This window comes from Cyclobacterium sp. L-R (genome assembly GCF_056859355.1).
Map to the genome: position 1 here is coordinate 43216 of NZ_JBSXOH010000050.1, position 21066 is coordinate 64281.

The 21066-nt window shown below is 39.0% G+C and carries 11 protein-coding genes; 5 read left to right on the top strand and 6 right to left on the bottom strand.

Translation table 11 applies throughout. The annotated features are described in order from the left end of the window. Positions 1 to 301 precede the first annotated feature (301 nt). Positions 302 to 1051 carry a helix-turn-helix domain-containing protein gene (locus AC13EX_RS05755; RefSeq protein ID WP_482891930.1) on the bottom strand — a complete coding sequence of 250 codons (750 nt, stop codon included), beginning with the start codon at positions 1049 to 1051 and terminating at the stop codon, positions 302 to 304. Positions 1052 to 1294: 243 nt separating this feature from the next. Between AC13EX_RS05755 and AC13EX_RS05760 the strand changes: the two genes are divergently transcribed. From AC13EX_RS05760 to AC13EX_RS05780, 5 genes are all read left to right on the top strand, one after another. Next, on the top strand, positions 1295 to 1690 hold the full coding sequence (locus AC13EX_RS05760) for a type III secretion system chaperone family protein (RefSeq protein WP_339711810.1): 396 nt from the start codon (positions 1295 to 1297) through the stop codon (positions 1688 to 1690). A gap of 12 nt (positions 1691 to 1702) precedes the next feature. Then, positions 1703 to 2416: a PspA/IM30 family protein gene (locus AC13EX_RS05765; protein ID WP_482891931.1), complete on the top strand. Its 714-nt coding sequence runs from the start codon at positions 1703 to 1705 to the stop codon at positions 2414 to 2416. 2 nt (positions 2417 to 2418) lie between these two features. Further along, on the top strand, positions 2419 to 3117 hold the full coding sequence (locus AC13EX_RS05770) for a hypothetical protein (RefSeq protein WP_048641224.1): 699 nt from the start codon (positions 2419 to 2421) through the stop codon (positions 3115 to 3117). Between the two features lie 9 nt (positions 3118 to 3126). Beyond that, on the top strand, positions 3127 to 5193 hold the full coding sequence (locus AC13EX_RS05775; protein ID WP_482891932.1) for a flotillin family protein: 2067 nt from the start codon (positions 3127 to 3129) through the stop codon (positions 5191 to 5193). 164 nt (positions 5194 to 5357) lie between these two features. Beyond that, on the top strand, positions 5358 to 10226 hold the full coding sequence (locus AC13EX_RS05780; protein WP_482891933.1) for a DNA repair ATPase: 4869 nt from the start codon (positions 5358 to 5360) through the stop codon (positions 10224 to 10226). Between the two features lie 376 nt (positions 10227 to 10602). Here the strand turns inward: AC13EX_RS05780 and AC13EX_RS05785 are convergent, their stop codons facing one another. From AC13EX_RS05785 to AC13EX_RS05805, 5 genes are all read right to left on the bottom strand, one after another. Beyond that, a complete protein-coding gene (locus AC13EX_RS05785) occupies positions 10603 to 11244 on the bottom strand; it encodes a lipoprotein signal peptidase (protein WP_482891934.1) in 642 nt (213 codons plus the stop codon). 3 nt (positions 11245 to 11247) lie between these two features. Beyond that, the gene (ileS, locus tag AC13EX_RS05790) at positions 11248 to 14622 is read right to left on the bottom strand and encodes an isoleucine--tRNA ligase (protein ID WP_482891935.1); all 3375 of its coding nucleotides are present in this window, start codon (positions 14620 to 14622) and stop codon (positions 11248 to 11250) included. 448 nt (positions 14623 to 15070) lie between these two features. Next, entirely contained in the window at positions 15071 to 16399 is a 1329-nt protein-coding gene (dgt, locus tag AC13EX_RS05795; RefSeq protein ID WP_482891936.1) for a dGTP triphosphohydrolase, read from the bottom strand. 51 nt (positions 16400 to 16450) lie between these two features. Further along, complete coding sequence (locus AC13EX_RS05800) at positions 16451 to 17872, bottom strand: TolC family protein (protein ID WP_482891937.1); 1422 nt, start codon at positions 17870 to 17872, stop codon at positions 16451 to 16453. A gap of 11 nt (positions 17873 to 17883) precedes the next feature. Then, positions 17884 to 21063: an efflux RND transporter permease subunit gene (locus AC13EX_RS05805; RefSeq protein WP_339711796.1), complete on the bottom strand. Its 3180-nt coding sequence runs from the start codon at positions 21061 to 21063 to the stop codon at positions 17884 to 17886. Positions 21064 to 21066: the final 3 nt, after the last annotated feature.

Sequence of the window (21066 nt, forward strand, 5' to 3'; positions counted from 1 at the left end):
CCATGAACATAGTTTGGATTGTTATTTTACTTATTGCAGCAGCGCTGGGAGGAGCATTCGTTTACCTGATGGTAAATAAGATTAAGGAAAGCCAAAAATCAACAAAAGATAAATCCCTTTAGGGAACTAGAAAGCACTGATAGTTCAGTACTCATGACAAAGTAAAACGGAAAAGCGGTAAAGTCCTTTTGGGGCATTTACCGCCTTTTTTATTTTCAATTACTTGAAGAAGTAGTAAACTCGGGCTATGAGTTTTCCCTTAAGTAAATAACTATAAAAAGCAATACAATTACGGGATGTTTTACTTTTTTAATTTCTCAATTTCCATCCTTAAAAGGTTAATCTGATCCGATATTTCGCCAGAGGTTTCAGGAATTCGTTTATAGAACACATAGCGAATACGCCAAAGCTCATAGATTTGCTTCGCGTTAAAAACTTGGTCATCAATGCCTTTATGATCCGCCCTTAGCACATAACCTTTATCTGTGCTAAAAAATCTTCTTACTAAAATATCGGTATCGGTGACAACTATTACAGGGGTTCGATTATTGAGTTTCTTATAGGCTGATTTTGGAACTAATTCACCCACTACAACATCGTTAGGATAGAATCCCACATCCTGATTCGCCATTTCCAAATCAGTAACGGTGTAAGCCCTAAATATTTTCTCATTACTGATGGGCAAGCTCATCACAGGCAAGTCTGCAATAAAGTTTTTCTTTGAATGGTGATTAAGATAGTCTGCAACACACTCGGGTAATATTATAGGCACCTTTGTTAAGGCCGCAACCTCCATCTGGTCTGCATCGGTAGTTAAATTGGTATTAAATTTCAATAATTGATTTATGGTCAATTCCTTTGTTAGCAAATCATCAATGGGGATGCTAAAATAATTTGCAATTTTGATGATAGTATCTATTTTAGGCTCACTACGTTCTTCCTCATAAGCGCCTAAAGTAGCTCTTTTAAGGTCAAAAACCTCTGCAAATGCTTGTTGAGATAGCAACTTCAAACTTCGTATTTTTTTAATATTCCTTCCAAAAAAAGACATGTTTTGCTAATTTAATTTGCATAAATCCATTTTATTACTATATTTGTTCTAGCAATATTAGTTAAAAGCAGTGGTATTGCAAATTATTTTAGCCAATCATTCAGGGGCTGAGCCGTGACCTAACTTGCTAATTACAGGGAATTTTACTTGTATTATTCAGCAAAAAAATTAAAATTACTTCGGCTATATCTTCTTTTTTTAGATTGTCATAAGCGAAATTGTTACTTAAGCAAACAATAAATTATGGATAACTATTATAATCGTATCATAGAATTTTTATTGAAACTGGATGTTGATATTACAAAAGAAAATCCTGACGAAGGGATCTTGGTAATCCAGAAAGAGGACAACGGTATCAAGAACCTTATTGTAGGGATTGCACCCCCGGTTTTAATTTTAGAGCAGTATATCTTTAAAATCAAAAACAATAACAACTCGATCTACAAAAGTTTATTGCAAAAAAACAGAGACATTATTCATGGAGCATTTGTACTGGATGACGATGGCGATAAAGTAATTTTTAGGGACACACTTCAAATAGAAAACCTAGATCTAAATGAGATAGAAGCTTCCTTAAATTCTCTAAGTCTCTTACTGAGTGAATACTCGGAACAAATCATTAAGTTTTCTAAATACTAAAATTCAAAAACAATGAACTTCTTGAAACGAATATTTAAAATAGGACAGGCGGAAGCAAACGCTGCTATAGATAATATGGAAGATCCAATAAAACTAACCGAACAAGGCATTCGAGATTTAAAATTGGATTTAAATAAAAATTTAGATTCGCTTGCTCAAGTTAAAGCATTGGCTATACGTGCAAGAAATGATAAAAAAGAGATGGATAGTTCGGCTGAAGAATACTACAATAAAGCCGTTATTATAATAAAAAAAGGGAAATCGGGAGAATTAGCTTCTGAGGAAGCCGATCGTTTGGCAAAACAGGCATTGTTAAAAAAAGAGGAAGCTTCCAAAAAGGCTATCCAATATGCAAACGAAGCAAGCAAGTTGCAAGAATCCGTAAATCAACTTGATGGAAACATTCAAGAGCTAAAAAGCACCATTAATAACTGGGAAAATGAGCTAAAAACACTTAAGGCCAGAGTGAAGGTGAGCAATGCAAAAAATAGCTTGAACAAACAAATGGCCCAGTTGGACAGTACAGGAACCGTATCTATGCTGGAGCGAATGAAAGAAAAAGTAAACCAAGAAGAGGCACTGGCTGAGGCGTATGGCGAAATAGCCAATAAGAATCAAAGCATAGACAGCGAGTTAGATAAGGCCGCGAATATCAGTGAAGCAAATGCTGACAATGAGCTGAATGAATTAAAGAAAAATCTTGGCCTAAATGATAAAAACACATAAAAGTGGAAAACATTATTGACATTATATTTTCGAGTGTAAATCTACCATTAAGTATTTTTACCATTATTTTGATCCTCTATTGGTTATTAACCATGATTAGTGGGATTGACTTTGACTTAGATATTGATGTTGATGCTGGTTTAGATGCTAATACCGGTTTAGAAAGTAGCAATATTGATTTTGAAGATGTAGCGAACGCGGAATTCAACGAGAAAGATGTAGCGGGAAATAGGCGAATGCAATTAAAATGGTGGCAGGTATTTTTGATTTATTTCAATTTTGTAGGCTTGCCCTTTATGTTTACTTTCACAAGTTTTGTATTTGCCTGGTGGTTTATCACTTTGACTGTAACAACTATAACACATAGCTATTCAAACAGTATAGGCTTTATTTTTATGCTGGCCAGTTTTATCCCAGCACTAATTTTCACGAAAGTTTTCACAAGTCCATTCAAAGGTTTTTTCAAGGGTTTTAATAAAAACGGAGATAAGGCCATAGATTTTATCGGAAGAAAAGGCACAAGTTTATCCAGTATTGAAAAGGATAAATTAGGCAATGCAGAATTTATCATCGATGGCAACCCTATGTCTGTTTACATCAAATCTTTAAATGGAGAAAAAATCAGTTTTAGAGAAATAGTTCTCATTATCAAAGAGTCAGAAGACAAAAGTTTTTATTACGCACAAGTATATAACGACTAATTAACAACTATGACAGAGATTCCATCATTATTGGCAATAGGAATAGCGTTAATCGTATTCCTAATTATAATTTTCTTTGCAATTATTGCATTGTTCTATAAAAAGGTTCGCCAAGGCGAGGCCTTAATCCGTACCGGTTTTGGCGGAATCCAAATCGCCACCGATAAGGGCATGTATGTGGTTCCTTTATTTCACAAGTTAGAAATCATGGATATTTCTGTAAAGAAAATCCAGATCGAAAGACTAGGATCTGAAGGCTTGGTATGTAAAGACAATATGCGAGCGGACATTAAAGTAGCATTTTTTGTTCGTGTCAACAACGACATAGAATTTATCAAAAGAGTAGCACAGACAATTGGTGCGGAGCGGGCTTCAAAAATCGAAACCCTTGAAGACTTGTTCGAGGCCAAATTTTCCGAAGCCTTAAAAACCGTGGGAAAAAAGTTTGATTTCATTGAACTGTATGAAGCCAGACGGGAGTTTAGGGATGAGATCGTAGATATAATAGGGACAGATCTAAACGGATATACCCTTGAAGATTGTGCGATCGATTTTTTAGAGCAGACTCCGGTAAATTATTTAAGGGCTGACAATATTCTAGATGCAGAAGGAATAAAGAAAATTACTGAACTGACAGCAGAGCAAAACAAAAAAGCTAACTTCATTAAACGTGATGAGGAAAAAGTCATACGAAAGCAAGATGTGGAGGCACGAGAAGCAATCCTGGAATTAGACCGGCAATTGGCAGAAAAGGAGGAATCCCAACGTAGAGAGATTGCCAACATTAAAGCCAGAGAGCAAGCGGACATCTTAAAAGTGGCCGAAGAAGAGCGATTAAAATCTGAAACTGCTAGAATAGCCACTGAGGAGAAAGTAAAGGTGGCTGAAGAAAATATGCAACGTCAGATCATTGTTGCAGAAAAGAACAAGGAACGAACCAACGCTATAGAAACGGAGCGAGTTGAAAAAGACAGAATGCTTGAGGCAACCGAAAGAGAACGTATAGTAACTCTTGCTCAAATTGAAAAGGAAAAAGTTGTTGAAGTTGAAAAGAAAAATATCCAAGATGTAATCCGTGACCGAGTGGCGCTTGAAAAAGGTGTGGTTCAGGAACAGGAGAACATGAAGGATATTGAGGCCTTTAAAACAGCAGATAGGGATAAAAAGGTGAAAATCACAATTGCAGAAGGTGTTGCAGAGGAAGAGCTTATTAAAGTAATTAAGCAAGCGGAATCCAAAAAGGAGGCCATGAAGCAACATGCCGAGGAAATTAACATTGAGGCACAGGCGAAAAAAGAAGCAAGTGCCAAGGAGGCAGAAGGTAGAAAAATCCTGGCAGAAGCAACCGCGAAGGAAGAAGCGACCATTGGATTGTCAGAGGCACAAGTTATGCATGCCAAAGCAGAAGCAAATGAGCGCCAAGGAATTGTAGAGGCATTAATAATTGAGAAAAAAGCCTTGGCTGAGGCCAAAGGAATTGAGGCTAATGCAGAAGCAAAACGCAAAGACGGATTGGCAGAAGCAGACGTTATTAAAGAAAAAGCTCTAGCCGATGCAGCCGGAATTGAAGAGAAGGCCAATGCAATGAAAAAATTAGATGGTGTGGGCAAAGAGCACGAAGAGTTTAAGCTTAAGTTGGATAAAGAATTACAGGTTGATTTGGCAGAAATCAATATTCAGAAAGCAATTGCAGATGCGCAGGCTCAAGTGATTGGAGATGCCTTGAAAACTTCCAAAATTGACATCGTGGGAGGAGAAACAATGTTTTTTGAGCAAATTATTGGTCAAATCACTAAAGCAAAAGGCTTTGACAGAATGGTAAATAACAGCACAAACATCCAGGAAATTAAGCAGGCCTTACTAGGTGACGGCAATGGTAATGAGGGAGAATTATTGTCTCGAATAAAAGATTTTGCTGAAAGATATAACATCTCAAGTGAGGACATTAAAAACGTCACTATTGCCAATTTATTGATGACCATGCAAAATCAGGCTACAGATAAAAATGAACAAAACGTGATTGGCAACCTTCTGAGTTTAGCTAAAGGCCTAGGGATTTCAGGAAATAAATTGTAAAACTTATCGCGTTCAATGTCTTTCTGCAAAAGCTTAATAAGTGCATTGAACGCATTTTTCTATTCCAAAAAGTTATTCTTAAAACAACACGCAAGTGTAAACATTGAGCAGCTCATGTGTAAATGATTCATGTAAGTTACGCACACCTATATAGCACAACTCCAATGACTGAACCAAATAAAACGGAACCAAAGCAAATTTTAGATGGTGGCACATATGAAATCATTAGAAATAGGTTACAAAAACATAAACAAGACCTTCAAAATCGGTTAAACCAACTTAATGAGGATCGTAAGGCTGTTTTTGGTGCTTTAGAAACAAAACTGATAGCTAATGATAGAATTTCCACGGAAAATAATTGTATCGCACGTGATATCGTTTCTTTTGGGAATACTTGTGTGTTTGGCTATAATGTGCATTTTGGTTTACGTACAGATATAAAGCTCAACGATGTATTTAGCGTATACAGTTTCACCAATAACAGGTTTGAAGCCATAGGGCTAGATTTCATAGAAGACGTACAGTTTCAAGCAGATTTTGATAATCTATACAAATACTACCGAAATACCATCTTTGCGAGATTTGCCAAAATAGGCAATTTTCTATACATGATTTTTCAATTGAGTGAAAGTGTCACTGATATTAAGGCATTTAAATGGCTTATCAAAGATGGAAAACTGGTATATGTAGACAACAGAAGCGATCATGAATACAAGTTCCCTGCCCAATATGAGTTTAAATGGCTAGAAGTTACTCGTGATATGCACAGGTATGGGGTGCATTCACATGTTTCAATATTGGATAAAGTATTTGTAGAGGCAATAGGAGGAGATCTTACCATAAAAATAGAGGACAATACAGAAGATGGTAAAGGGGTCTATGATGAACCTGTAGATTATCCAGATCAAACGCTAGACGATGCACAGTACAAATATGCAGATTTAGGAAATCTTATTCTTATTGATATAAAACCATTTCAAGAAGATTCCAGATTTTTTGTATACAATCACAAGGTACAGGAAGTGCAAAAAATTGACAGTTTACGAGAAGCTGCGGTACTTCTACCTGATGACCAAGGAATTATTTTTCCGACAGGGTACTATTTGCAAACCGGAGAATACCATGTTTTCGATAATAGCATCCCCAATGTAAAGTTTGTTTCGCGAATTGCTTCTCCCAATGGTGAAGATTATATGTTCGTATTCTATTCACCCTCGGAAGGTTTGTATATTCTAATGAGTTATAATGTGATCACTCAACAGATTGTCACGCCTATTATTTGTAATGGTTACACCATTTTACAAAATGGAGAACTTAGTTACTTTAAGGGTGAGGGAGAGCAAACCAAGCATCATGTGGTACAAATTTGGCAAACTCCTTATTTAAAAGGTGATTTCATCCCAAGTAAACACACGGACTCGCTGTTGTATAAAATTGGAAATAAAGACATTGTCAAAGCCATGGCTGAAAGCAATGCCTTGATCAATTTACTCAACAAAGATGATAATTATGAGGGCCTATATGAGGATGTTTCCAAGGCCGCAAAAGACCTATTAGACTCGTATTATTGGATTAAGGAACCGGATACACAGGATCTTTCTGAACCTCTAAATGAAATTAGTGATGCAGCCAATGCTGCTATAGATGAATTTACAAAGGTTGTTCAATTAAAAAAATCGGCTGCAAGCCAATCAAAGGCTTTGCAAAATAAAGCAGATGAACTTTTTGTTATAATAAAAAGCACCTCATTTAATAGCATCAATGATTTTGTATCAATGTTAACCCAGCTTCGTGGCTTAAGGGGCGAAACCATTGAATTAAACGATGTTCGCTATGTAAATACCGACTACACCAAGGAACTTGAAAATACGATTGCCGAGTATTCCGACAATATTGCTCAGCAATGTGTAGCATTTTTACTTAATGATGATGCATTGGCGCCTTATAAGTTGCAAGTTAAGGAAAAGAAAATGGCTTTGGAAAAAGTCACTAAAGTAATCGAAGCCAAGCAACTTGAGGAAGAGGTAAATCAAATTGCAAAGGATTTAGAGTTATTAATTGAGATTGTAACCAATTTAGAAATTGAAGACACATCCCAATCAACTAAAATAATCGATCATATTTCCTTGATTTTTGCCACGTTAAATCAGCTCAAAGCCGCAATAAAAAACAAACGCAAATCTCTGGGCAGCAAAGAAGCCATTGCTGATTTTTCTGCGCAAATAAAATTGGTGGACCAAAGCATTATCAACTATTTGGATATTGCCGATACCCCCGAAAAATGTGATGAATACCAAACCAAAATATCTATTCAACTGGAAGAATTGGAAGGTAAATTTGCAGATTATGATGCGTTTATTCCCAAAATAATTGAGAAACGGGAGGAAGTCCATGCGGCTTTTGACAATAAAAAAACGGGCTTAATTGAGCGACGCAATAAAAAATCAATTGCTTTAAAAACTGCAACAGCACGCATTTTAAAAGGAGTTGCCAAAAAAGCAGAAACCTTAAAATCCACTGCAGAAATAAATGGTTATTTCGCATCCGACTTAATGATCAACAAGGTCCGTGACATCATCGATCAGCTAAATGAATTGGATGAAAGTGGGAATGCGGAAGAAGTAGCCACTTCTTTAAAGGTTGCCAAGGAAGATGCCTTACGTAAATTAAAAGACAAGCAGGAGCTGTATGAAGATGGCGAAAACGTTATTAAACTGGGCAAGTACAAATTTGGTGTAAATAAACAGCCCCTAGATTTAACCATCGTTTTCAAAGACAATCACCTCAATTATCATCTAACAGGGACAGATTTCTATCAAAGACTGACCAACAAAGTACTGGTAAACAGCCAGAAATATTGGGATCAAGAATACCCTTCTGAAAACATCACAGTATATAGGGGGAGTTACCTAGCTTTTAAACTGTTTAAGGAAACACCCTGGGACCAATTGGCGGATGCCTCCCAGGAAAACTTGGTTCAATTGGTAAAAAAGGCAAGCAGTGCCAACTACAATGAAGGGTATACAAAAGGGGTACACGATGAGGATGCAGCAAAAATTTTACTAACCCTAGTGAATACGCATAAAGACTTGGGTTTACTGCGTTACTCACCTGCCATAAGAGCCCATGCACAATACAGTTGGTATTCATTTACTGAAAAGGAACGCCTGCATTTTAATCGGATGATAAAAGCGGCTGGATCTGTTTTGGAAGTATTCCCTTATTCTAAAGAGTTTAATTACCTGATAGATGAATTGCAGCAAAAAATCCATAGGCTTATTTCTGAAACTCAGCTATTTTCAAGTGCTGAAATTAATGTTATTTCAAATTATTTGTTTGAAGAATTGCAGGGTAATGATGCCTTTGAAGTAAGTTCAGAAGCAGAGGAATTAAGGCAAGCCTTTAATAATGTCATGAAAGCAAAAAATGCTGATTTACGTTTTAAAGAAGCCATTGACAATACCAGTACATTTCATGAGAAAATAAAACTCGCAAGGCAATGGGTTGCTGCATTCATCAATCAGGAGCATCCAAAGAATGCCCGTTATATTGATGAGATCGTTTGTAATTGCTTGTTTGATCAACCCATTGCAAAAAAGAAAATGATTTCGCCAAATGCTGTCATTCATAATTTAGCGGGAAACCACCCTACCATTATTGAAGGTGAATTTCATTTTAATTATCATGATTTTGTGGCTACTTTAACTCATTTCACAAATGAGGAGGTACCCGCTTACCAAGCCTTTAAAAAGGCAAAAACCGATATTACCCTTCAGTTAAAAGAGCAGTTAAAATTGGAAGAGTATAAACCTCAGGTTCTGACTTCCTTTGTGCGTAACAAACTAATCGATCAGGTTTATTTGCCATTATTTGGAGAGAACCTGTCCAAACAACTTGGTACCGTGGGGAACAATAGTCGGACAGATAGAATGGGGCTTTTGCTTTTGATTTCGCCTCCAGGCTACGGTAAAACCACTTTGATGGAATACATTGCCAATCGATTGGGCTTGGTGTTCATGAAAATTAATGGTCCAGCCATAGGCCATGAGGTTACCTCGGTAGACCCTGAAGCAGCCACAAATAGTGCAGCAAAAGAGGAGTTAAAAAAGCTGAATTTAGCCTTCGAAATGGGGAATAACGTAATGTTGTATTTAGACGATATTCAACATTGCCATCCAGAGTTTTTACAAAAATTCATATCCCTTTCCGATGGCACCAGAAAAATTGAAGGAATATATAACGGAAAGCCACGTACCTATGACCTTCGAGGCAAAAAGTTCTGTGTAATAATGGCAGGAAACCCCTATACAGAGCGTGGGGCAAAATTCCAGGTTCCAGACATGCTATCCAACCGAGCCGATATTTATAATCTTGGGGACATTATAGGCGATTCAGACCATCAGTTTAACCTTAGCTTAATAGAAAATTCTTTAACGAGCAATCCTGTATTGAATCAACTGAGGAACAAATTTCTTGAAGATGTATATACCTTGTTAAATCGAGTTGAAAACGAGACACAGGACGGTGTACTTCATGGAAATCACACCAATCAAGAAATTCAGGATTACATAAGCGTAATCCAAAAGGTATTAAAGATAAGAGACACTGTACTCAAAGTAAACCAGGCTTATATAGAAAGCGCTGCTAAGGATGATGCCTACAGGACTGAACCCCCATTTAAACTACAAGGCTCTTATCGAGACATGAATAAACTGGTATCCAAAGTGGTTCCTATTATGAACAATAAGGAGTTACAAAATCTTTTGTTGTCGCATTACGAAAGTGAGGCACAAACGCTTACAAGTTCCGCCGAAGCCAATTTATTAAAATACAAAGAACTAACTGGCACAATTACACCATCAGAACAAGCTAGATGGGATGAAATAAAAACCACTTTTATTAAAAACAACAAGTTAAGAGGCTTAGGAAATCAAGATGAAATGGCACAGGTAGTGCTGCAAATGGTCAATTTCAGTGATAACCTGGAAGGCATAAAAGAAGTGCTAGAACGCGCCATTAAGGCGAAAGGGTAAACTGAAATTACTACTTTGCTGAGGCTGAAACAACCTAAATACAACAAAAAACGGTAATTTTCTTCTAAAAGGTTTTTAACTGTTTTTACTCCACTCAGTTCAAACCAATAACTCACTTTTGACAAGGCACAAGGCATGTTAAAACTTTTCAGAAATGTGCAACAAACATAGATGATTCACAAGTCGAGGCTCCTACTGAGAAACTGAACCTTGATCAGCCCCTTCCGAGGTTGAGGTAATGATGAATTATTCAACGGCTATGGGGTTTTCAACTATGGTTAATATAATTGAAGCCCAAACATAAAAAAGGCGGTAAATATCCCTAAGGGACATTTACCGCCTTTTTTATGTTCAATTACTTAAAGAAGTAGTAAACTTACTTCTCGTCAATAAACTGTTTTTGAACCTGGTCCTCTTCTTCTTTTTCTACATGCTCCTCATTTTCTTCATCAAAGAAACGTTTCTGGAAAATAAGAATGATGCCTACTCCTACAAAAATGGATGCATCTGCTATATTGAAAATTGGCCATAAGGCAGTATAGCCTCCACCAAAGATTGGAATCCATTCCGGAACAAAACCTTCCCAAATATCAACATAAAACATGTCAACAACTTGTCCATGAAACCATGGTGTAGAAGCATCAAAAGGTGCATTACCTAACCAAACACCGTAAAATACACTGTCGATAAGGTTTCCTACTGCCCCTCCTAAGATCATGGCAATACAAATTATGTATCCCGGATGCGCCTTTTTACTTATCAAAGAATATAAATAATAGCCTATTCCGAACATGGCTATCAAGCGAAAGCTGGTCAACATAAGTTTACCATATTCTGAGCCTAGTTGCATCCCAAATGCCATTCCGGGGTTGGTGGTATAATGCAGCTTGAACCAATCTCCAAAAACTTTGATCTGCCCTGCTGTGCCAAAATCCATTCCGTAATGAACCATCATCTTCACCGCCTGATCAATCACAATCACCAGTAAGGTGATCCCAAAATACTTCCAATACTTCATATGTTATACTTTCTCTACTTTAACGGCGAGTTCAAACTCATCCATGTCCAATACGGTGGAATTATTACTATCCCCATCTAGGGTTAACGCAAGTGCCTGTGTCTCTGTTTTAATATAATCAGAGAAATTCAACAAAGCATTGTCCACGGTTTCATTAAGTGGAGCAATCTGAATTCGAATCTTATCCTGAACTTCCAGCCCCATATCTTTACGAAGGTTCTGAATCCTGTTGACAAAATCCCTGGCAACACCTTCTTCCTTCAGCTCGGTAGTCAAAGTAACATCCAATGCCACAGTAATTCCATTGTCTGTAGCTACAGACCAACCTGGAATATCCTGAGACTGAATCAACACTTCTTCAAGTTGAAGCAAGACAGATTCACCGTCTAATTGTATGCTGGCTTGCCCCTCTTTTTCAATTTGAGCAATTTCTTCTTTGCCCCACTGCTGAATAATTTGGCTAACAGCTTTCATTTTCGGCCCAAACCGTTTGCCCAACAAGGCGAAATTGGGCTTGATACTTTTCACCAAAATGTCAGAGGTATCATCAATGTATTCGATTGATTTTATATTAACTTCTGATTTAATTAGTTCCTCTACATGTTCAATTAAAGCCTTGGTATCTTCATTCAATACAGGAATAAGTACTTTTTGAAGTGGTTGCCTTACCTTTAATCTTTCCTTTTTCCTTAAGGAATGCACCAAAGAGGAAATATCCTGAGCCAACTGCATGCTATTTTCAAGGGACAAGTTAATCAAACCCTCATCAGATAATTTCCAATCCGTCAGGTGCACGGACAAAGGTTTGCTCTCTAGACTTGCAGTAAGGTTTTGGAAAAGCCAATCTGCATAAAAAGGAGCTATCGGCGATATCAGGCTGGAAATAACTTCCAGACATTCATACAAGGTCTCATAAGCTGCTTGCTTATCAGCATTCATGTCTCCTCTCCAGAACCGCTTTCTGGCCAACCGCACATACCAGTTGGACAACTGGTCTACAGTGAAATTCATAATGGCCCTTGATGCTGGTGTTACATCATAATTTTCGTAGGCAGTTTCTGTTTCTTTTATCAGCGACTGAAGTTTGGAAAGAATCCATTGGTCAAGTTCAGGGCGCTCATTAACAGGTATTTTGTTTGATGCATCGTATGCGAAGGCATCCAAATTGGCATATAAAGCAAAGAAATTGTAAGTGTTTTGAAGTGTACCAAAGAACCTTCTTTGCACTTCCACTACTCCTTCTTTATTGAATTTAAGGTTGTCCCAAGGATTGGCATTGCTTAACATGTACCAGCGCAAAGCGTCAGGACCAAACTCCTTAAGGGTTATAAATGGATCTACTGCATTTCCCAAACGCTTGGACATTTTATTGCCGTTCTTATCCAATACCAAACCGTTGGCGATCACATTTTTAAAGGCTACACTATCAAATAGCATCACTGCCAGCGTATGAAGCGTGAAAAACCAACCTCTGGTCTGGTCAACGCCTTCGGCTATAAAATCAGCTGGATAGTTGGCTTTAAAGATGTCTTCATTTTCGAAAGGATAATGCCATTGTGCATAAGGCATGGCTCCGGAATCAAACCAAACATCGATAAGGTCTGGCTCACGGAACATCTTGTCTCCATTGTCTGCTACCAACACAATGTCATCTACAAAAGGACGGTGGAGATCCACTTCTTTTCCTTTATAGGGAGATTCTTTCATATAACCTTTGGCAACCGATTCTTCTATAGCTGCTTCTAATTCTGCTAAAGACCCTATGCATTTGGTCTCGGTTCCTTCTTTGTTTCTCCAGATAGGCAAAGGGGTTCCCCAAAATCTGGAGCGACTCAAATTCCAGTCAACAAGATTCTCCAGCCAATTTCCAAACCTGCCGGTTCCGGTAGATTCAGGTTTCCAGTTGATGGTTTTATTAAAAGCAACCAGTTTGTCCTTGTAAGCAGTGGTTTTGATAAACCAGCTTTCTAGCGGGTAATATAAAATAGGCATGTCCGTACGCCAACAATGTGGGTAGCTATGCTCGTACTTCTCTACTTTAAAAGCCTTGTTTTCATTTTTCAGAATGATGGAAATAATGACATCTGTGCTCTTGTAAGCCTTGTCACTTTCATCATCGTGGCTATAATTTTTGACATAAAAGTCATCTACACCAAAGGTTTTGTGTACGGGGATTTCATGCTCTTCAATTTTGGAAAACAAATACTCGCCCACAACAGGAAGAAACTTACCCTTCTTGTCAACAATAGGTATTTCAAGCCCTTTTTCATCTTTAAGGAATACACCAGGAACATCTTGTTGCACAAGTGTTCTAAAGTCATCGGCTCCAAATGCTTTGGCCAGGTGAACTACCCCTGTTCCATCTTCCGTGGTCACATAATCTGCCGAGATCACCGTAAATGCCGGCTCAGGAAGCTCAAGTGCCTTTATAGGGAACAATTGTTCGTACTTCAAGCCCATTAGGTCTTTGCCTTTCATTTCCTCAACGATTTGATAAGGAATGATTTTGTCTCCAGGCTTATAGGCATCCAAATCTACCTTAGCTCCTTTAGGATTAAAATAAGCCGACATTCTGGCTTTCGCTAAAAGAACCGTCTGAGGTGCAAAAGTATAAGGATTGAAAGTTTTAACTTTTACATAATCCAACTTCTCACCTATGGCAAGGGCTGAATTAGAAGGCAAAGTCCATGGGGTGGTGGTCCAGGCCAATATATAAAGATCCTCTTCACCTTTCACCTTGAATTGGGCGGTGATAGATGTGTCTTTAACATCCCGGTAACTTCCCGGTTGATTGAGTTCATGGGAACTTAGTCCCGTTCCTGCTGCAGGAGAATAGGGCTGAATGGTGTAGCCTTTGTAGATAAGGTCTTTGTCATATAGCTTTTTGAGCAGATGCCACAGACTCTCTACGTACTTTACATCAAAGGTGATGTAAGGGTCGTCCAAATCTACCCAATAGCCAATTTTTTCTGTCAGGTCATCCCATTCATGCTTGTAGCGCATAACGGTTTCCCTACATTTTTGATTGTATTCTTCTACGGAGATTTTTTTACCTATGTCCTCCTTGGTGATGCCAAGTTCTTTTTCAACCTGCAACTCAACAGGAAGGCCATGGGTATCCCATCCTCCTTTTCTTTTTACCTGGAAACCTTTAAGGGTTTTGTATCGGCAAAAGACATCTTTAATTGCCCTGGCCATTACATGGTGAATTCCCGGGGTACCATTGGCTGAAGGTGGGCCTTCATAAAAGGTATAGGCAGGTGCTCCCTCCCTATTGCTAATGGATTTTTCAAAAACGGCATTGTTTTTCCAAAAAGCCAATACATCTTCCCCAATTTTGGGATAATCTACCTGTTTAAACTCCTGATATTTCTTCACTGTAATTAGAAAATATAATCTGTGTCTGGATGCGTCTTATAATATTGGACAATTGAAAGCTGCCCAAAACGAAGGCGTAAAGTTAATAGAAAACAAGGGTATATGTATGGCAATTGACGAAAAACTATGCAGTTAGCCTACTGCACACTAACCTAGACAACAATTCAGCCTTTCAATTACATATAGTTTGGCTCTATTACTGCCTTTACGCAGGATAAACAGCTGTTTTACTCCTTCTTAAAAAAGTATGTAATACCATGCTATTTCTCACGAGTGAAATGCCTTTGGCTTAATTTTGCGCATTCTGCCTGCAACTCAAGAATTCTCATCATACAAGTCGAGTTCAGGTCTTCTTAAAAAAGTTGGACGTTCTCGAAAAAATCATTTGGATTTAGTGCTTTCAGGACTGACGAGGGCGAATTTAATTTCGAATTTCTCTCTCACAAACTCATGTGTTAGGAATAGTGATTCCTTTCACTCTTCTGTAGAGGGAAAGTGCATGTTTGTCCGTCATTCCTGAGATAAAATCCAGTAATTCTCTCATTAGAACATAAGCCTCATGGTCTGTTTGTAGCTCATATTCTTCAGGTAAAAGCCTTAATATACTTTTGTTGTGGCCTGAAAACCTTTCTTTATCGAAGTGATAATTAAAAAGCGCTTCAGAAAAGGTTGACAATAGCCCTTCCAAAACCTGGTAGCCCGCTGCTTCTTTTTCCAATACGGGTTGAGAGCGGTATATTTTTTTCACTGAAAGCTCCGTGATGGCTTCCAAACGCTTAGCAGATGGAATAATTTCTGTCAATGCCTGGTCAAATTCACCAGACAAAATCTCTGTTTCATATTGTTCAAAAACAAAAGTGGTTTCTTTTATCAACTGACTAATGGCCATGGCCCGCATGATGGCCAATTTCTGCTTTGGACTACTGTATTTTTGAAGTTTCTTAGGATCATATCGTTCTCCGATAATAGCCGCCATTAGTAAAATCGTTTCTTCCAGAGAAACCAAGCCTAGGGTACAACCATCTTCCAAATCAATGATACTGTAACAGATATCATCTGCTGCTTCCACAAGAAAAGCCAGAGGATGCCTCATGTAACAGTTTATTGCCAATTGGGGAATGCCCATTTTTTGAGCAAGAAGCTGATAATCGGAAAGATTGCTCGTGTAAAAGCCAAATTTCTTCTGACTTCTTCGCTTCTTATCTGTTGACTGACACCATGCAGGTCTTGGGTATTTTGTAAAGGCCGCCAAGGTAGCCGGAGAAATATTCATCCCATTTCCGGTATCTACCAACATTCGAAATCCTTGTGCATTGCCCTCAAAATTAGTGAGGTCCTGCCATTCGTTGGCTGAGCATTTCTGCTCCCACATTTTACCAATGTCATGAAACTTAAAAAAATCTGAAATGGCTTCCTCCCCAGCATGTCCAAAAGGAGGATTCCCAATGTCATGAGCCAAGGCTGCAGTAGCCACAATCCCTCCTATATCAAAAGGTTGCAGTTTTTTTGCCGCCAATTCCGGGTATTTGTCTAATAGGAATTTTCCTGCTGACTTTCCCAAAGATCGACCTACACTCGAAACTTCAAGGCTGTGGGTTAATCTTGTGTGCACAAAATCATTTTCCGGTAAGGGAAAAACCTGCGTCTTGTCCTGTAGGTTTCGAAAAGGAGCCGAAAAGATTATCCTATCAAAATCTCTTTCAAATTGACTCCTTTGTAGATCTGTGTCCGAAGGTTTTAAACCCTCAGGTAAAAGTAATTTTTCCCAATTCATCATAACACCTCAAAAATACGAAGTGTAGGCTTAGGTAAAAAAGAAATAGCCGGACTATTTCCAGCCACCTCCTAATGCGCGATAAAGATCTACTACGGTAAGGAACATCTCAATTCTTGTATTGGTTTTGTCCAATTCCGCTTCCAGCACCCTAGACTGAGCAGTAATTACCTCAAGATAGGTCGCGTAACCACCACGGAACAATTCATTTGCAGTAGAAACAGCATTGAGCAATACGGCGGTTTCTTCATCCCTTAGGCTGTACACTTCCCTGAGGTTGCCCACCCGTTGGAGTTTACTTGAAACTTCCTGATAACCATCCAATATACTTTTCTGATAATTGTACAAGGCTATTTTATTAGAGGCAATGCTTTGATCATAACCAGCCCTGATGCGATTCTGCGCAAAAATTGGGGCAGTCAAGCCACCCAAGATACCAATGGTCAATCCACCAGGCATTTTTAGGGCATCTGGTAAACTTTTATCGTTTAGGCCCACATAAGGAGTAAGGCTAAAAGACGGTAAGAATTCTTTTCTTGCAGCAGACACATTGAAGTTACTTGCACGAAGCTCATGTTCAGCCTGACGAATATCAGGTCTACGCAACAGCATTTCAGAAGGCAAGCCTACTTCCATGCCATAGGGAAGTTTAATTTCTAATAAAGAAGAGGCCCTTTCAATTGGTTGTGGAAATCTTCCAAGTATAAAATTGAGTTTATTTTCCGTTTCTATGATCTCTTGCTGCTTTTCATAGGAAAGGCTTTTGGTAGATAGCAATTGGGCAGAAAACTGCTGAACAGCCAATTCCGTTGCTCTACCAGCCATTTTCTGGATTTTGATCAGCTCCAATGCCATTTCCTGGTACTCAATATTCCTGTTGATTGTTTCCAACTGAATGTCTAGCCCTAACAACTGATAGTAGATTTTGGCAATTTCTGACACCATATTGGTCACTACCAAGTGCCTGCCCATTCCTGTAGCCAGGAATTTTTCATAATCGGCTTCCTTACGGTTCTTAATTTTTCCCCAGACATCAATTTCCCAAGTACTCTGAAATCCGATAAAATTGTTTTCTGTCCTATTGACTACATTTCTGTCCCCATTGATGGTACCGCTAAATAGGTTAGGGCGAATATCACCGGATCGGTAACGAACCATACCGTTTAAGGTAGGATACATTTGCCCTTTGGTTATTCGGTATTGAGCTCTTGCGATTTCTATTCTCTCCATTGCGGTGAGAATGTCCAGGTTATTTTCAAGTCCTTCCTCAATAAGATACACCAGATTGGGATCATTGAAGAAAGCTTCCCATGAAATATCGCCGATACTGGCAGAATCCTCTATGTCCAAAAAGGTGCTAGGCAGAGGTTCCATTTCCGGCATTACCGGGGCCTCAATACTTTTACAGGCAAACATAGTTCCCGCCGCAAGGAGGCCCATTGAAAGACGAAGGATTATTTTATTTTTTAAAAACATGTAGTATTGGTTCAATTATTTGAAAAAGATACTTGAGAATTATCTTTCTTTTCTGAAGTGGGACCTGAGTTTTCTTCCACTTTTTTAAAGGTAAAATGGGCGAAAATCACATACAAACCCGGGATGATTATCAAACCAAATATCGTCCCAATAAACATCCCTCCAGCAGCAGCTGTACCAATAGACCGGTTACCCAAAGCACCTGCACCAGTGGCCATGGCCAAAGGCAAAAGTCCAGCGATAAAGGCAAAGGAGGTCATAAGGATAGGTCTAAGTCTGGTTACAGATCCTTCCACTGCAGCTTGAATCACAGAATGACCTGCTTCTCTTTTTTGTATGGCAAATTCCACAATCAAAATGGCATTTTTACCCAATAGGCCTATAAGCATGATTAGTGCTACCTGCGCATAGATATTGTTCTGAAGCCCTAGCAAATAAAGAGAGATAAATGCACCAAAAACCCCTACCGGAAGTGAAAAGATAACAGGTAATGGCAAGAGGAAACTTTCATATTGTGCTGAAAGAATCAGGTAAACAAATAACAAACAGATAAGGAAAATTACTATGGCCTGGTTACCTGAGGTAACCTCTTCACGTGACATTCCATACCAGTCATGGTTATAACCCTGTGGAAGTTTTTCCGCTGTAACCCTTTCAATTGCCGCAATAACATCCCCACTACTATATCCAGGTGCCGCAGAACCCTTTACGGTAGAAGAATTGTACATATTGAATCGTGTCAATTGTTCCGGTCCGTAGGCTTTTTCCATTGTAAGGAAAGCCGAAATCGGCACCATTTCGCCTACATTGTTTTTTACTTGAAGTGCCAAAACATCTTCAGGCTTGGCCCTGTATTCTGGCCCTGCCTGTAACATTACATCATACATCTGTTCAAAACGAACAAAATCTGAAACAAACTGACCTCCTAATAAAACCTGCATGGTCCCCAAAGCCTTGGCAATGGTCACCCCATTCTTAGCCGCCTGATCCTGGTCTATTCTAATTAAAAACTGAGGAAAGGTAGGATCGAAATCTGTAAAGGCATAGCCAATTTCTGGAGCCGCCATAAGTTCTTGAACCAGGTCATTTGTAACTGTAGACAACCGATTAAGGTTACCCGTACCTGTCTGATCCAATACCTTCATTTGGAACCCACTGGAGTTACCAAAGCCTGATACAGTTGGTGGCAGGAAGAAATCAATTTTCGCATCGGAGATTTCATCACCCAATGCAGCAAACTCATCCAATGTTCCTTGGATGGGTAAATCCTTCCTTTCGTCCCATGATTTCAAATTGACCATGGCCATACCATAAGAGGCTCCTGAGAGTCCATTACCCAATGAATAACCCGCCAAACTTGAAACACCAGCAACCGCTTCATTCCCTTCTAATTTTTGGACAAGTTCATCCAATACCTTTTCAGTTCTTTCTACGGTCGCTCCTACAGGAGTAGTGACATTTACATAGACCATACTTTGGTCTTCTGTAGGTATAAAGCCAGTAGGCAAAATCTTACTTACTCCCCAAGTGGCAGCAAAGAAAAACAACAATATTAGAGTAGTGATACCTTTTCTCGGCACCAAATAGGTGATGTATTGTAGGTATTTGTTTTCGAAGAAATTATAATACTGGTTGAACTTGTTAAAGAACCGCTGCAACAGTGTTTGCTTCTGTTCTTCACCGTAATGATTTTTAAGCAAGATAGCACAAAGAGCAGGGGTTAAGGTCAATGCATTGATACCAGAAATAAAGATGGCTACTGCAAGTGTCAATGAGAACTGTCGGTAAAACACACCCACTGGGCCGGACATAAATGCTACCGGAACAAATACTGCAGACATTACCATTGTAATGGCTATAATCGCCCCACTGATCTCTTTCATTGCAGCAAAAGTGGCTGCTCTTGGATCCAATCCTTCTTTTTCCATTTTGGCATGGACTGCCTCTACCACCACAATGGCATTATCCACCACAATTCCTATCGCAAGGACGAGCGCAAACAATGTGAGTAAATTGATAGAGAAGCCCAACCACTGCATAAAAAACATGGTCCCTATCAGTGCTACCGGAACAGCCAGGGTAGGAATCAATGTAGATCGGAAATCCTGGAGGAAAATAAACACTACTATAAATACCAAGATAAACGCCTCTACTAAGGTCACCAATACCTCTTTAACAGAAGCGTCAAGGAACCTCGACACATCATAGGAGATTTTGTAATCCATCCCAGAAGGAAAATTATCCTGCTTAATCTGTTCGATTTTCTTCTTCACATTGGCAATTACCTCACTGGCATTGGATCCTGGTCTCTGAATTACCATTACCGAAGCAGCAGGCTTGCCATCCATTTTGGCGATTCTACCATAATTCAGGTTACCGAATTCTACATCGGCAATGTCTTTTAATCGTAAAATCGAGCCGTCAGGATTGGCCCTAATGACAAGGTTTTCGTATTGCTTGGGTTCATAGAATTTTCCTGTATACTTAAGTACATACTGAAGTACCTGCATGTCTTTACCAGAACTAATTCCCAGTTGGCCAGGTGCAGCTTCCACGTTTTGATTGTTTATGGCTTCAATCACATCGTCCGTGGCTATTTTATAAGCTGTCATACGATCAGGTTTGAGCCAAATCCTCATGGAGTAATCTTTGGTACTCATTATCTCTGCCAATCCTACACCGTCCACCCGCTGCAATTCCTGCAATACATTGAGGTCGGTGTAGTTATAAATAAAGGCTTCATCCAGTGAGGGATCATCACTGGCAATATTGATGTACATCAGTAGCCCTTCGACCTGTTTTTCTACCGTTACACCGGCTTTGGTCACAATCTCTGGCAGGTCATTGACTACTGTCGAAACCCGGTTTTGAATCTCCACAGCAGCAAGATCTGGATCTACACCTGCCTGAAAATAAACCTTGATAACTACAGTACCTCTATTACTACTAACAGAAGTCATGTAAGTCATGCCTGGAACACCATTGATCACTTTTTCAAGAGGTGTGGCCACCGTCTTGGCAGCAACCTCAGCATTTGCTCCCCTGTACTTGGCACGGATGGAAACAGATGGAGGCGCAATGTCGGGGAAAAGCTCAACTGGTAAGGTGAAAAAAGACAAAAGCCCCAGTAATACAAAGAAAAGGGAAATAACCAGTGATAAAACTGGTCTTTTAATAAATAAATCAAACATAGC

Bases quoted from the DNA above. Each gene is read 5' to 3' on its own strand.
- AC13EX_RS05755 (WP_482891930.1), bottom strand. From the start codon at position 1,051: ATGTCTTTTTTTGGAAGGAATATTAAAAAAATACGAAGTTTGAAGTTG.
- AC13EX_RS05760 (WP_339711810.1), top strand. From the start codon at position 1,295: ATGGATAACTATTATAATCGTATCATAGAATTTTTATTGAAACTGGAT.
- AC13EX_RS05765 (WP_482891931.1), top strand. From the start codon at position 1,703: ATGAACTTCTTGAAACGAATATTTAAAATAGGACAGGCGGAAGCAAAC.
- AC13EX_RS05775 (WP_482891932.1), top strand. From the start codon at position 3,127: ATGACAGAGATTCCATCATTATTGGCAATAGGAATAGCGTTAATCGTA.
- AC13EX_RS05780 (WP_482891933.1), top strand. From the start codon at position 5,358: ATGACTGAACCAAATAAAACGGAACCAAAGCAAATTTTAGATGGTGGC.
- AC13EX_RS05785 (WP_482891934.1), bottom strand. From the start codon at position 11,244: ATGAAGTATTGGAAGTATTTTGGGATCACCTTACTGGTGATTGTGATT.
- dgt (WP_482891936.1), bottom strand. From the start codon at position 16,399: ATGATGAATTGGGAAAAATTACTTTTACCTGAGGGTTTAAAACCTTCG.
- AC13EX_RS05800 (WP_482891937.1), bottom strand. From the start codon at position 17,872: ATGTTTTTAAAAAATAAAATAATCCTTCGTCTTTCAATGGGCCTCCTT.
- AC13EX_RS05805 (WP_339711796.1), bottom strand. From the start codon at position 21,063: ATGTTTGATTTATTTATTAAAAGACCAGTTTTATCACTGGTTATTTCC.